The organism is Caulobacter sp. DWR2-3-1b2 (genome assembly GCF_049896345.1).
Lineage (GTDB): Bacteria > Pseudomonadota > Alphaproteobacteria > Caulobacterales > Caulobacteraceae > Caulobacter.
Map to the genome: position 1 here is coordinate 778,620 of NZ_JAFCUC010000001.1, position 13,176 is coordinate 791,795.

Annotated in this window: 8 protein-coding genes; 7 read left to right on the forward strand and 1 reads right to left on the reverse strand. The window is 68.8% G+C overall.

The window, feature by feature from the left end:
* The first annotated feature begins 75 nt into the window (after nucleotides 1-75).
* Together ACP694_RS03755 and gltB are read left to right on the forward strand one after the other, a co-directional pair.
* On the forward strand, nucleotides 76-1,521 hold the full coding sequence (locus ACP694_RS03755; protein WP_426010521.1) for an NAD(P)-dependent oxidoreductase: 1,446 nt from the start codon (nucleotides 76-78) through the stop codon (nucleotides 1,519-1,521).
* A 149-nt stretch (nucleotides 1,522-1,670) separates the two neighbouring features.
* A complete protein-coding gene (gene gltB, locus ACP694_RS03760; protein ID WP_426010523.1) occupies nucleotides 1,671-6,197 on the forward strand; it encodes a glutamate synthase large subunit in 4,527 nt (1,508 codons plus the stop codon).
* Nucleotides 6,198-6,222: 25 nt separating this feature from the next.
* Here gltB and ACP694_RS03765 read toward each other — a convergent pair whose 3' ends face one another.
* Nucleotides 6,223-7,371, reverse strand: coding sequence for a citrate synthase (locus tag ACP694_RS03765; protein ID WP_426010525.1), 1,149 nt, complete (start codon nucleotides 7,369-7,371; stop codon nucleotides 6,223-6,225).
* A 75-nt stretch (nucleotides 7,372-7,446) separates the two neighbouring features.
* Between ACP694_RS03765 and ACP694_RS03770 the strand changes: the two genes are divergently transcribed.
* From ACP694_RS03770 to queG, 5 genes are all read left to right on the forward strand, one after another.
* Nucleotides 7,447-8,532 (forward strand): citrate synthase/methylcitrate synthase, encoded by a 1,086-nt coding sequence (locus ACP694_RS03770; protein ID WP_426010526.1) that lies wholly within the window; start codon nucleotides 7,447-7,449, stop codon nucleotides 8,530-8,532.
* A gap of 158 nt (nucleotides 8,533-8,690) precedes the next feature.
* The gene (locus tag ACP694_RS03775; protein WP_426010528.1) at nucleotides 8,691-9,629 is read left to right on the forward strand and encodes a cation diffusion facilitator family transporter; all 939 of its coding nucleotides are present in this window, start codon (nucleotides 8,691-8,693) and stop codon (nucleotides 9,627-9,629) included.
* Nucleotides 9,630-9,695: 66 nt separating this feature from the next.
* Nucleotides 9,696-11,153: a D-glycero-beta-D-manno-heptose-7-phosphate kinase gene (gene rfaE1, locus ACP694_RS03780; protein ID WP_426010530.1), complete on the forward strand. Its 1,458-nt coding sequence runs from the start codon at nucleotides 9,696-9,698 to the stop codon at nucleotides 11,151-11,153.
* A 150-nt stretch (nucleotides 11,154-11,303) separates the two neighbouring features.
* Nucleotides 11,304-11,990 carry a glutathione S-transferase family protein gene (locus ACP694_RS03785; RefSeq protein ID WP_426010532.1) on the forward strand — a complete coding sequence of 229 codons (687 nt, stop codon included), beginning with the start codon at nucleotides 11,304-11,306 and terminating at the stop codon, nucleotides 11,988-11,990.
* A complete protein-coding gene (gene queG / locus ACP694_RS03790; RefSeq protein WP_426010533.1) occupies nucleotides 11,971-13,119 on the forward strand; it encodes a tRNA epoxyqueuosine(34) reductase QueG in 1,149 nt (382 codons plus the stop codon). Before ACP694_RS03785 ends, queG begins: the two co-directional genes overlap by 20 nt.
* The last annotated feature ends 57 nt before the right edge of the window (nucleotides 13,120-13,176 follow it).

The following is a 13,176-nucleotide window of genomic DNA, read 5'->3' on the forward strand; positions in this document are numbered from 1 at the left end:
CATCTTGCCGCCAAGAGTCTGTATGACGCCACCGCACGCAAGTTTTTCCCTGGAAGCGGGGACGAGGGAAGTCGCATGGCCGAACGCATGCTGAAATTCACCACGGTCGCCCGTCGCACGCCTGAAAAGCGGGCGGCGGAAGAGCGCAGTGGTGATTTCCACGAGATCTACGCCGATTTCATCGACGCCAAGGCGACCGAGCAGGCCGCGCGTTGCTCGCAATGCGGCGTGCCGTTCTGCCAAACCCACTGCCCCCTGCACAACAACATTCCCGATTGGCTGCGGATGACGGCCGAGGGCCGGATCCAGGAGGCTTACGAACTCTCCGAAGCCACCAGTTCGATGCCCGAGGTCTGCGGCAGGATTTGCCCGCAGGACCGCCTCTGCGAAGGCAACTGCGTCATAGAGCAATCGGGTCACGGCACGGTGACGATCGGCTCCGTCGAACGCTACCTGGCCGACAAGGCCTGGGAGATGGGCTGGGTCAAGCCGCTGGTGGCGGGTCCGGACCGTGGCCAGTCGGTCGGGATCATCGGCGCCGGTCCGGCCGGTCTGTCGGCGGCCGAGCTGCTTCGGGAACAGGGCTACGCCGTCACCGTCTATGACCGCCACGACAGGGCCGGCGGCCTGCTGATCTACGGCATCCCCGGCTTCAAGCTGGAAAAGGACGTCGTCGAGCGCCGCACGAGGCGCCTGGCCGACGGCGGCGTGGTGTTCAGGCTGAACTTCGAGGCCGGCCGCGACGCCACGCTGCCGGAGCTGCGCGCACAGCATGACGCCGTGCTGATCGCCACCGGCGTCTATGCCGCCCGCGACCTGGTGGCCCCCGGCGCCGGCAGCGCCGGCGTGGTTCCGGCCCTCGACTATCTGATCGCCTCCAACAAGAAGACCTTCGGCGACGATGTTCCTGCCTATGACAGCGGCGAGCTGAACGCCGAGGGCAAGGACGTGGTCGTGGTCGGCGGCGGCGACACCGCCATGGACTGCGTGCGCACAGCCATCCGCCAGGGCGCGACCTCGGTCACCTGCCTCTATCGCCGCGACAAGGCCAACATGCCGGGCTCGATGCGCGAAGTGTCCAACGCCGAGGAAGAGGGCGTGGTCTTCGAATGGCTGGCCGCCCCGCGCGCCGTGATGGGCGAGGCCAGCGGCGTGACAGGCGTGCGCGCCATCCGCATGCGCCTGGGGGCCCCGGACGCTTCTGGACGCCAATCGCCGGAGGAAATCGACGGCGGCGACTTCGATCGCCCCGCCCAGCTGGTGATCAAGGCCCTGGGCTTCGAGCCGGAAAACCTGCCGGAGCTGTTTTCCGCGCCCGACCTGAAGGTCACCCGCTGGGGCACGGTCAAGGCCGATGTCCGCCACCAGATGACCAATCTGGACGGCGTGTTCGCGGCCGGCGACATCGTGCGTGGCGCCTCCCTGGTGGTCTGGGCCATCAAGGACGGCCGCGACGCCGCCGACGCGATGCACAAGTATCTGCAGGCCAAGGGCGCTGCGATCTCGATCGCGGCGGAGTAATCTTGGTTTCCCTCTCCCCTTGCGGGAGAGGGTGGCCGCAGAGCGGCCGGGTGAGGGGTCACACCGGCTTATCCGATAGGGCTTTCGACCCCTCATCCGGCCTTCGGCCACCTTCTCCCGCAAAGGGAGAAGGAGCGAGAGACAAGACGATGACCCAGATGGACCTCTATCTGAAGAACCGCCAGGCCCTGATCGACGGCCATGCCTATGACCCCTCGACCGAGCGCGACGCGTGCGGTGTCGGCCTGGTCTGCGCCATCGACGGCCAGCCGCGCCGCGAAGTCGTAGAGCTGGCGATCAAGGCCCTGAAGGCCCTCTGGCACCGGGGCGCGGTCGACGCCGACGGCAAGACCGGCGACGGGGCCGGCGTGCTGGTCAGCGTGCCGCAGGACTTCTTCGTCGACCAGGTCCGCCGCACCGGCCACGCCCTGCGCCAGGGCCCGATCGCCGTGGGCCAGGTCTTCCTGCCGCGTACCGATCTCGCCGCCCAAGAGGCCTGCCGCACCATCGTCGAGGCCGAGGCCTTGCGTTTCGGCTTCTATATCTATGGCTGGCGGCAGGTGCCCGTCGACACCTCGGTGATCGGCGAGAAGGCCAACGCCACCCGGCCCGAGATCGAGCAGATCATGCTGGCCGCGCCGGCCGGCCTGGAGGGTGAGGCCCTGGAGCGCGCCCTGTTCCTGTGCCGCAAGCGCATCGAAAAGCGCGTCCACGCCCAAAACCTGCAGGGCTTCTACCTGTGTTCGTTCTCGGCGAAGTCCTTGATCTACAAGGGTATGTTTCTGGCCGAGCACATCGACGAGTTCTATCCCGACCTCAAGGATGAACGCTTCAGCGCCGCGGTGGCGATCTTCCACCAGCGCTATTCCACCAACACCTTCCCCGAATGGCGCCTGGCCCAGCCGTTCCGGATGCTGGCCCACAATGGTGAGATCAACACCATCAAGGGCAACATCAACTGGATGAAGTCCCACGAGATCAAGATGGCGGCCGACGCCTTCGGTGAGTTCGGGGACGACGTGAAGCCGGTGATCCAGCCGGGCGGGTCCGACAGCGCCAATCTTGACAACACCTTCGAGGTGCTGGTCCGGGCCGGCCGCGACGCGCCGATGACTAAGGCCCTGCTGATGCCGGAAGCCGCCAACGCGCACATGAGCGCCCCGCACCAGGCGCTCTACGCCTATTGCAACGCGGTGATGGAGCCGTGGGACGGCCCGGCCGCCCTGTGCGCCACCGACGGCCGCTGGGTCGTAGCCGGCAAGGACCGCTCGGGCCTGCGCCCGCTGCGCGTGGCCTATACCGACGACGGTTTGGTGATCATGGGCTCCGAGGCCGGCATGTGCGGCGTCGAGGAGAGCCGCATCACCCGCAAGCTGGCCATCTCGCCCGGCCGGATGATCGCCATCGACCTGGCCGAGGGCAAGCTCTACGGCGAAGACGCCATCATCGACGAACTGGCCGGCCGCCATCCCTATACGGATTGGCTGGGAAATATGGTCGATCTCGAAAAGGAGATCGGCCCCGGCCCCGAGCCACGCAAATACGGCCGCGAGGAGCTGACCCGCCGCCAGGCCGCCGCCGGCTTCTCGCTGGAGGACCTGGAAATGGTCCTGGCCCCTATGGTCGAGGAGGGCAAGGAGGCCGTCGGCTCGATGGGTGACGACGCGCCCCTGGCCGTGCTGTCGGAAAAGTACCGGCCGCTCAGCCACTTCTTCCGCCAGAACTTCAGCCAGGTGACCAACCCGCCGATCGACCCCCTGCGGGAGACCGGCGTCATGAGCCTGAAGACCCGGTTCAAGAACCTCGGCAACATTCTCGCGCAGGACGCGGCCCAGGCCGATGTCTATGTGCTGGAGAGCCCCGTGCTCACCACCGGCATGTACGAGCGTATCCACGGCCTGCTGGGCGAGAAGAGCGTGGTGGTCATCGACTGCACCATGCCGCTGCCCGCGCCGGAGGCTCGCCCCGGCGACGCCCTGCGCGCCAATCTCGACCGCATCCGGGCCGACGCGGAAGACGCCGTGCTGCGCGGCTGCGGCGCCATCGTCCTGACCGATGAGGGTTCAGCCCAGGGCCGCGTGGCGCTGCCGATGATCCTGGCCACCGGCGGCGTTCACGCCCACCTGGTCGCCAAGGGCCTGCGGTCGTACGTCTCGATCATCGTCCGCTCGGCCGAGTGCCTCGACACCCACTATTTCGCGGTGCTGGTTGGCGTCGGCGCCACGGCGGTCAACGCCTACCTGGCCCAGGAAAGCTTCCAGGATCGGCTGGAGCGCGGCCTGCTCGGCGACAAGTCGCTGCGCGACGTCTGCATCAACTTCAAGACCGCCATTGAGGCCGGGCTGCTGAAGATCATCTCCAAGATGGGCATCAGCGTCATCTCGTCCTATCGCGGCGGCTACAATTTCGAAGCCGTCGGCCTGTCGCGCGCCTTGGCCGCCGAGTTCTTCCCCGGCATGCCGTCGCGCATCTCGGGGATCGGCCTTGCGGGCCTGGAGAGCAAGGCGGTCGAGCTGCATCGCAAGGCCTGGGACAGCGCGGCGGTCACCCTGCCGGTCGGCGGCCTCTACAAGCTGCGTCGTTCGGGCGAGACCCACGCCTTCGAGGCGCGGCTGATCCACACCCTGCAGAGCGCCTGCGACACCGGCGATTTCGAACTCTATCGGCGGTGGTCGCACGGCCTGCGCACGCAGAAGCCCGTGCAGTTGCGCGACCTGCTGGACTGGCGTTCGGACCGCAACCCGATCTCCACCGACGACGTCGAGAGCGTCAACGAGATCCGCAAGCGCTTCGTCACGCCGGGCATGAGCTTGGGCGCCCTGGGCCCGGAAGCCCACGGCATGCTGAACATCGCCATGAACCGCATCGGGGCCAAGTCGGTGTCGGGCGAGGGCGGCGAGGACCCGGCGCGTTACAAGCCCTTGCCAAATGGCGACAACCCCAACAGCGCCATCAAGCAGGTGGCCTCAGGAAGGTTTGGCGTCACCGCCGAATATCTGAACCAATGCCGGGAAATCGAGATCAAGGTCGCCCAAGGCGCCAAGCCCGGCGAGGGTGGCCAATTGCCGGGCTTTAAAGTGACGGAGATGATTGCACGTCTCCGCCACGCCACGCCCGGTGTCATGCTGATCAGCCCGCCACCGCACCACGACATCTATTCGATCGAAGACCTGGCGCAGCTGATCTATGATCTGAAGCAGATCAACCCGATCGCCCGCGTCACGGTCAAGCTGGTGGCGGCCACCGGCATCGGGGCCATCGCGGCCGGGGTCGCCAAGGCCAAGGCCGACGTCATTCTCGTCGCCGGCAATGTCGGCGGCACCGGCGCGTCCTCGCAGACCTCGGTGAAATATGCCGGCGGTCCGTGGGAGATGGGCCTGTCGGAGGCCAATCAGGTCCTGACGCTCAACAACCTGCGCCACTCGGTGGTGCTACGCACGGACGGCGGCATCCGCACCGGCCGCGACGTGGTGATCGCCGCCATGCTGGGCGCCGAGGAGTTCGGCATCGGCACCGCGTCCCTGGTGGCCATGGGCTGCATCATGGTGCGTCAGTGCCATTCCAACACCTGCCCGGTCGGGGTCTGCACCCAGGACGAGGCCCTGCGCGCCAAGTTCACCGGCACGCCGGAGAAGGTCATCAACCTCTTCAGCTTCATCGCTGAGGAGGTGCGCGAAATCTTGGCCGGCCTGGGCTTCAAGAGCTTGCTGGAAATCGTCGGTCGCACCGACCTGCTGGCCCAGGTCAGCCGGGGCGGCGAGCATCTCGACGACCTCGACCTGAACCCGCTGCTGGTCCGGGCCGACCCCGGTCACAACAAGCCCTATTGCACCGTCGAGGGCGGTCGCAATCAAGTGCCCGACACGCTGGACGCCCAGATCGTCCGCGACGCCGCGCCGCTGCTGGAGCGCGGCGAGAAGATGCAGCTGACCTATACGGTTCGCAGCACCGCCCGCTCGATCGGCTCGCGCACCTCCAGTCACATCGTGCGCAAGTTCGGCATGACCGGCCTGCCCGCCGGCCACCTGACCGTCCAGCTCAAGGGCTCGGCCGGCCAGAGCCTGGGGGCCTTCGCGGTCCAGGGTCTGCGCATCGAGCTGACCGGCGAGGCCAATGACTATGTCGGCAAGGGCCTGTCGGGCGCGACCATCGTCATCAAGCCCGCGCGGGGCCTGGCGGCCCCCGAGACAAACACCCTGCTGGGCAATACCGTGCTGTTTGGGGCCACCTCGGGGCGGCTGTTCGCGGCGGGCCAGGCCGGCGAGCGGTTCGCGGTCCGCAACTCCGGGGCCACCACCGTGGTCGAGGGCTGCGGGACCAATGGCTGCGAATACATGACCGGCGGCCAGGTGGTGATCCTGGGTCCGACGGGCGGTAATTTCGGGGCCGGGATGACCGGCGGCATGGCCTTCGTTCTTGACCAGCACGGCCGCTTCGAGGGCCATATCAACCCCGACAGCATCGTCGTCCAGCGCCTTGCCTCGCCCTATTGGGAAGGCGTTCTGCGCTCGCTGGTGACCGAACACGCCTCCGAAACGGACTCGGCCTTCGCCGCCAGCCTGCTGCGCGACTGGGACCGGGTGCGGGACCTGTTCTGGCAGGTTTGCCCCAAGGAGATGGTCTCGCGCTTGCCCCAGCCCCTGGTGGCCGAGCAGGCGGTTCACGAGCGGGCTTAAAGCTCCTCCCCCAGAGGGAGAGGATTTAGCTCGCCGGCCGCACCCCCACGTATCGGGCGCGGGGCCGGATCAACTGCCCGGTCTGCAGCTGCTCGATCGCATGCGCTTGCCACCCCGCCATCCGCCCCACCGCGAACAGGCTGAAAGGCGCATCGATGGGGAGGGCGAGGGCCCGGCTCATCGCCACCAGGGCAAAATCGATATTGGGCAGGAGGCCCGTGGCGGCCTCGGTCTCGCGTCGCAGGTCGGCCAGCAATGGCGGTGCCTTGAGGGCGTCCAACAGGGCCGCCGCGCGCGGGTCGCCGTCGGGATAGAGCGGGTGGCCGAAGCCGGGCATGGCCGAGCCCTGCGCCAACCGCTCGGCCACCGCCCGCCCAGGTCCGCGCCGATCGGCATCCTCGACGAACATCTCGACCCGCGCCGCCATGCCGCCATGCAACGGCCCCGACAGCGCCGCCAGCCCGGCCAGGGACGCCGCCGCCAGCGAGGCGCCGGTCGAGGCGGCCACGCGGACCGCGAAGGTCGAGGCGTTGAGCTCATGGTCGGCCAGCAGGACGAGCGCGCGGCGCACGAGGTCGGCGCCCTGGGCGTCGAGGCCCCAGGCGTCGGCCAGGCGCTGGTGGATCGAGCCGTCGCCGATTGCCCCGGCCACCGCGTCGGCGGCGGCCTCCAGCAGACCGGCCGCCTCCATGGCCAGGGCCAAGGGCGCGCGCCCTCGGGCCGGGGGATCAATTCCGGCGCGGACGGCCAAGGTCGAGAACAGCCGGGCGCGTGGCGTGTCGCCCTTCTTGGGCTTTTTCGGCTCGGGCCCCTTCAGCGGCGCGCCATGGCCGCCGCGCAACAGGCGGGCCGCCTGCTCCAGGCTATGCATCCGCGCTAGGTCTACCGCGTCTTGGCCGCGATAATAGAGCCGGCCATTGATCACCGTGGTGATCGCCGAGGGCAGGACCGGCTCACCCCAGGCGATGGCCTCGGCCGCGACATCGGCGGCCCGGCGGCCCCGGGCCTTCTTGGCGGCTAGGGCGGCGACATCGGAGGCGCGGTACAGGCTGCGGCGCGGATCGTCGGGATGGGCGGCGGCGGCCACCCGGCCCCGGCTGACATAGGCGTACAGCGTCTGGGCCCTCACCCCCAGCGTCGCCATCGCCTGTTCCGCGTCGATCCAATCGGCCATATATATTGATTACATTGATCAAGATTGACGATCAAGGTCTGGGCACGCGGATTAGGCGCGAAAGGAGACCTCTCCATGTCCGAAGGTCTAGAAGGCGTGATCGCCGCCCATACCGTGCTCTCCGACGTTGATGGCCAGGCCGGACGCCTGACCATCCGAGGCTATGCCGTCGAAGACCTCGCCCACCGCGCCACGTTCGAGGACGTCGCCCACCTGCTGCTTGATGGGTTCTTCGACAGCCTGCCGTCGGACTTGGCGCGTGCTCTGGGCGCCGCCCGCGCCAGCGCCTTCGCCGAAGTGGCGGCGCTCGACGAACACCTGGCCAGGCGCGATCCGGTCGAAGCCGTCCGCGCCCTGATCGCCCGTCTGCCCGACGGCGACGACCTCAACACGGCCCTGTTGTTGATCGCCGCCCCAGCCGTGTTCACACCCGCCGTGATGCGGGTCGCCACCGGTCAGCAAGCGGTCGCTCCTGACGCTGCCCTGTCGCACGCCGCCGACGTGCTGCGAATGACGCGGGGCGCGCCGGCCACGGAAGGGGAGGCCAGGGCGCTGGACGCCTATCTGGTCACCGTCTGCGACCACGGCCTCAACGCCTCGACCTTCGCCGCCCGGGTCGTGGCGTCCACCCGCGCGGGCCTGACCTCGGCGGTCCTGGCCGGACTGTCGGCTCTGAAGGGTCCGTTGCACGGCGGCGCGCCTGGTCCGGTGATCGACATGCTCGACGCCATTGGGACGCCCGCCAACGCCGAGGCCTGGATCGTGGCGGCCCTGAACCGGGGCGATCGGCTGATGGGTTTCGGCCACCGCATCTATCGGGTCCGAGACCCCCGCGCCGACGCCCTGAAGGCGGCGATCCGCCAGCTGGCCCTGACCTCGAACGCTGTCCCCGGGCGTCTGGCCTTCGCCGAGGCCGTCGAGCAGGCCGCCCTGCGCATGCTGCGTGAACGCAAGCCTGACCGACCGTTGGACACCAATGTCGAGTTCTACACCGCCCTGCTCCTCGAGGCCCTGGGCCTGCCGCCGACAGCCTTCACCTGCGTCTTCGCCATGGGCCGCACGGCCGGCTGGATCGCTCATGCCCGCGAACAGTTGGCGACGGGCAAGCTGATCCGTCCGCAATCGGTCTATGTGGGGCCCCCGACGAAGGCCGCAGCTTAGGGGATCAGACGGGGACACACACCCATCCCGTCGTCTCGGCCGTGCTTGCAAGGTCGTGGGTTGGGTGTGTGTCCCCCATCCGCGCCCGCGGCCTTGCGAACATCTCGCGCGAGTCGTTCGCGCTGGGGCTGCGCGGCGGGCCTTGCTACACAACGATCATGTCCGCCCCGCACCCCGCCCTGAGCGCCGCCGAAGGCCTCACACTGACCCGTCAGGTCACCGCCCTGTCGGTCGGCTGCGCGACGATCCTGATCTGTATCAAGGGCGTCGCCTGGATCGCTGGCGGTTCGGTGGCGATGCTCGCCTCCCTGGCCGACAGCGGCCTGGACCTGATCGCCTCGCTGGTCACCTTCTACGCCGTGCGCTACGCGGCCGAGCCGCCCGACGCCGAGCATCGCTTCGGTCATGGCAAGGCCGAGGCCTTTTCAAGCCTGACCCAGGCCGGGCTGGTCTTCGCGTCCGGGGCGCTGATCGGTCAGGAGGCCCTGCGGTCGATGCTGCACCCCAAGCCCGTCGAGGCCGGCGTGCTGGGCGTCGGGGTGATGGCGGTGTCGATCCTGCTGACCCTTGGCCTGATCCGCGCCCAATCCGAAGTGATGAAGCGCACCCGGTCGGTGGCCGTGGCGAGCGACAAGGCCCACTACGCCGCCGACCTGGCCTCCAACGCCGTCAGCCTTGTCGGCATAGCGGCGGCGGCCTTCCTGCACTGGGCCTGGGTGGACTCCGCCGCCGGCCTGGTCGTCGCCCTGTGGCTGGTCTGGGGCGCCATCGGCGTGTTCCGCGAGGCGTCGCACCAGCTGATGGACCGCGAGCTGCCCGACGACGAGCGGGCGCGGATCCTCGCCCTCCTCACGGCTGACCCGAGCATCAGCGGCGTGCACCAGCTGCGAACCCGGGCTTCGGGCCCCCACATCCACATCCAGGCCCACATGGATTTCGACGCCGAGACGCCCCTGGTCGTGGTCCATACCCTGATGGTCGAGGCCGAGGCGCGGGTGCTGGCGGCCTTTCCGACCGCCGACATCCTGATCCATCCCGATCCGCGCGGCGTTGCCGAGCCGCACGGCGGCGCGTTCAGCGAAGCCGCCTCGCTGTAGAAGACTTGCCCAGACGGCCTCGCAGGGCCAAATGGCCTCTTCCACGACGAGACGAGCGAAGACCCGATGGACGACATCCTGGCCAAGCTGCCGAGAGCCTTCGCGGGCGCCACCGTGCTGGTGCTGGGCGACGTCATGCTCGACCGCTTTGTCTATGGCGCGGTGGACCGCATCTCGCCCGAGGCGCCGGTGCCGGTGATCGCCGTCGAGCGCGAGACCGTGATGCTGGGCGGGGCCGGCAATGTCGCCCGCAATGTTGCGGCCCTGGGTGGCCGGGCAGTGCTGGTCGGGATGATCGGCGACGATGACGCCGGGCGGACCCTGACCGACCTGATCGACCGCGAGGCCAGCTTCGACTCCGCCCTGATCGTCGATCCCAAGCGGCGGACCACCGAGAAGACCCGCTACATCTCCGGCTCGCACCAGATGCTGCGCGCCGACCGCGAAGATCGCGGCGACGCCGACGCCACGGTCCTGCTGGCGGCGTTCAACGCCCATCTGCGCCAGGTCGACGTGGTGGTGCTGTCGGACTACGCCAAGGGCGTGCTCAGCGTTCCGGTGTTGCGCGCCGCCATCGCCGCCGCCAATGCCGCCGGCAAGCCGGTGATCGTCGATCCCAAGAGCCGCGACCTGTCGCGTTATGATGGCGCCACCTTGGTGAAACCCAACCGCCGCGAGGCCGCCGAGGCCACGGGAGTCACGGGGTCCGGCGACGAGGCCGCCGCCGAGGCCGCCAACGCCATCCTGGCCGCCGCCCCGAACCTGGCCTCCGCCCTGGTGACACGGGGCGGGGCCGGCATGACCCTGGCCGTGCGCGGCGCGGCGCCGGTCCATTTGCCGGCCACCGCGCTGGAGGTGTTCGACGTCTCCGGCGCGGGCGACACCGTGGCCGCGACCCTGGCGCTGGCGCTCGCCGTGGGCGCGGCCCCACTCGACGCGGCCCGCCTCGCCAACCTCGCTGCGGGCCTGGTGGTGGCCAAGATCGGCACCGACGTGGTCACCGCCGACGAGCTGGTCGGCCTGGCCCTCGGGGCCCATGGCGATCCGGGCCAGGACAAGATCGCCGACCGCGACGGCGCCCTGGCGGTCGTCGCCAGCTGGCGGGCGCGGGGCCTGAGGGTTGGCTTCACCAACGGCTGTTTCGACCTGCTGCACCCCGGTCACGTCTCCCTGCTGGCCCAGGCTCGCGCCGCTTGCGATCGCCTCATCGTCGGCCTCAACACCGACGCCTCGGTCCAGCGCCTGAAGGGCCCGACCCGTCCGGTTCAGAAGGAGGGTGCGCGCGCCACCGTCTTGGCCTCGCTGTCGTCGGTGGACTTGGTGGTGCTGTTCGACGAGGAGACGCCGCTGGGCCTGATCAAGGCCTTCCGCCCCGACGTGCTGGTCAAGGGGGCGGACTATACGGTGGAGACCGTGGTCGGTTCCGACGTGGTGCTGGGCTATGGCGGCCGGGTGGTTCTGGCCGAGCTGAAGGCGGGCCAGAGCACCACCAACCTGATTGGCCGGATGAACGCGCCGGCCTGATCTCAAGAGTTAACGGCGCGGTCCAAGGTCAAGCTTGAGGTGGAATAGTCTCGATTTGGCCCTTAACTTGGCCAACAACCGGCGTTCAGCAAGTTCTTGTTAAGCAAAACGGCGCATCGATCAAACGATGCAGCCTGAATGCGCGTGGGCATGAGCGTCGAACGTACCCTTCACCATTTCCCCTTGGACCCGGCCTCGCGCCAGGTGCGTCTCGCCTTGGGCGAGAAGCGCCTGCCGTTCGTCGAGGTCCAGGTTCGCTATTGGGAAGGCCCGGCCGAATTCCTCAAGCTCAACCCGTCGGGTGTGCCGCCGGTGCTGGTCGAGACCAGGCACCAGCGCACCACGGTGATCGCCGAGAACCGCGCCATCCTCGAGCATATCGAGGAGCAGGAGCCCGAACCCGCCTTGCTGGGCCGCGAGCCGGGCGAGCGGGCCGAGGCGCGCCGCCTGATGCAGTGGTTCGACCGCAAGTTCGACAACGAGGTCAACGGCTTCCTGCTACACGAGAAGATGGAGAAACGCCTGCTGCGGCTGGGCGCGCCGGACCTGTCGTCGCTGCGCCGGGGCCGCGACGCCCTGCGCCAGCATCTGGTCTATATCGAGGAGCTGCTCAACACCCGCGACTGGCTGGCCGGCCGGCGGATGAGCCTGGGCGACTTCGCCGCCGCCGCCCACCTGTCGGTGATCGATTATTTCGGCGACGTGCCGTGGAAGGACTTCCCGGCGACCAAGACCTGGTACATGAAGCTCAAGTCGAGGCCGGCCTTCCGGCCCATCCTGGCCGACCGCTGGCCCGGCCTCGCGCCGGCCGCGCACTATGACGATCTCGACTTCTAGCCACCTCAACTCCGCGCTGCGAGACGAAATCCGCGCCGAGGCCCTGCGGCTGGGTTTCGACGCCTGCGGCTTCGCCAGCGCCTCCGAGGCTTGGCCCAATGGCGGCTGGTTGCGCGAGTTCGTCGCCGAGGGCTTCCACGGGGCCATGGGCTGGATGGAGGAGACGCTGGACCGGCGTTCACACCCCACCGCCATGTGGACCGACGCCCGGACGGCGGTGGTGCTGGGCGTCAATTACGGCCCCGACCACGACCCCCTGGTCGCCTTGGAGGACCCGAGCCGCGCGGCGATCTCGGTCTATGCCCAGGGCGACGACTATCACGAGGTGATCAAGAAGCGCCTCAAGGCCCTGGCCCGTTGGATGCACGGCCGGTTCGGCGGCGAGGTGAAGGTTTTCGTCGACACCGCGCCGCTTATGGAAAAGCCGCTGGCCCAGCGCGCCGGCCTGGGCTGGCAGGGCAAGCACACCAATCTGGTGTCGCGACAGTTCGGCTCGTGGCTGTTTCTCGGATCGGTGTTGACCACGCTCGACCTGCCCGCCGATCCGCCCGAACGCGACCGCTGCGGCTCGTGCAGCGCTTGCCTGGACATCTGCCCGACCAACGCCTTTCCCAGCCCCTATCAGCTGGATGCCCGGCGCTGCATCTCCTACCTGACCATCGAGCTTGCCGGGCCCATCCCGGTCGCGTTCCGTGAAGCGCTGGGCAATCGGATCTATGGCTGTGATGACTGTCTGGCGGTCTGCCCGTGGAACAAGTTCGCCCAGCTTTCCAGCGAGGCGGCCTTCCACGCGCGCGAGACGCTGAAGGGGCCATCGCTGGCGGCGCTGGCCGGCCTCGACGACCCGTCGTTCCGGGCCCTCTTCAGCAAGAGCCCGATCAAGCGCATCGGCCGCGACCGTTTCGTGCGCAACGTGCTGTACGCTATCGGCAATAGCGGCGAGGCGAGACTAATGGCGGTGGTCGAGCCTCTGCTGGGGGACCCTTCGCCGACCGTGCGCGGCGCGGCGGTGTGGGCGGCTGCACGACTATTGGACGCGTTCGCGTTCGCGCGGCTGGCGGGCGCCGCGGCTGAAGACGTGGAGGCGGTGAGGATGGAGTGGGCGAGCGCTGTACGTCAGGGCGATTGAACGGCGACCCGTCATCCCGACGAGCGCATGGCGCGCCGATCAGGAACCGATTGCTGC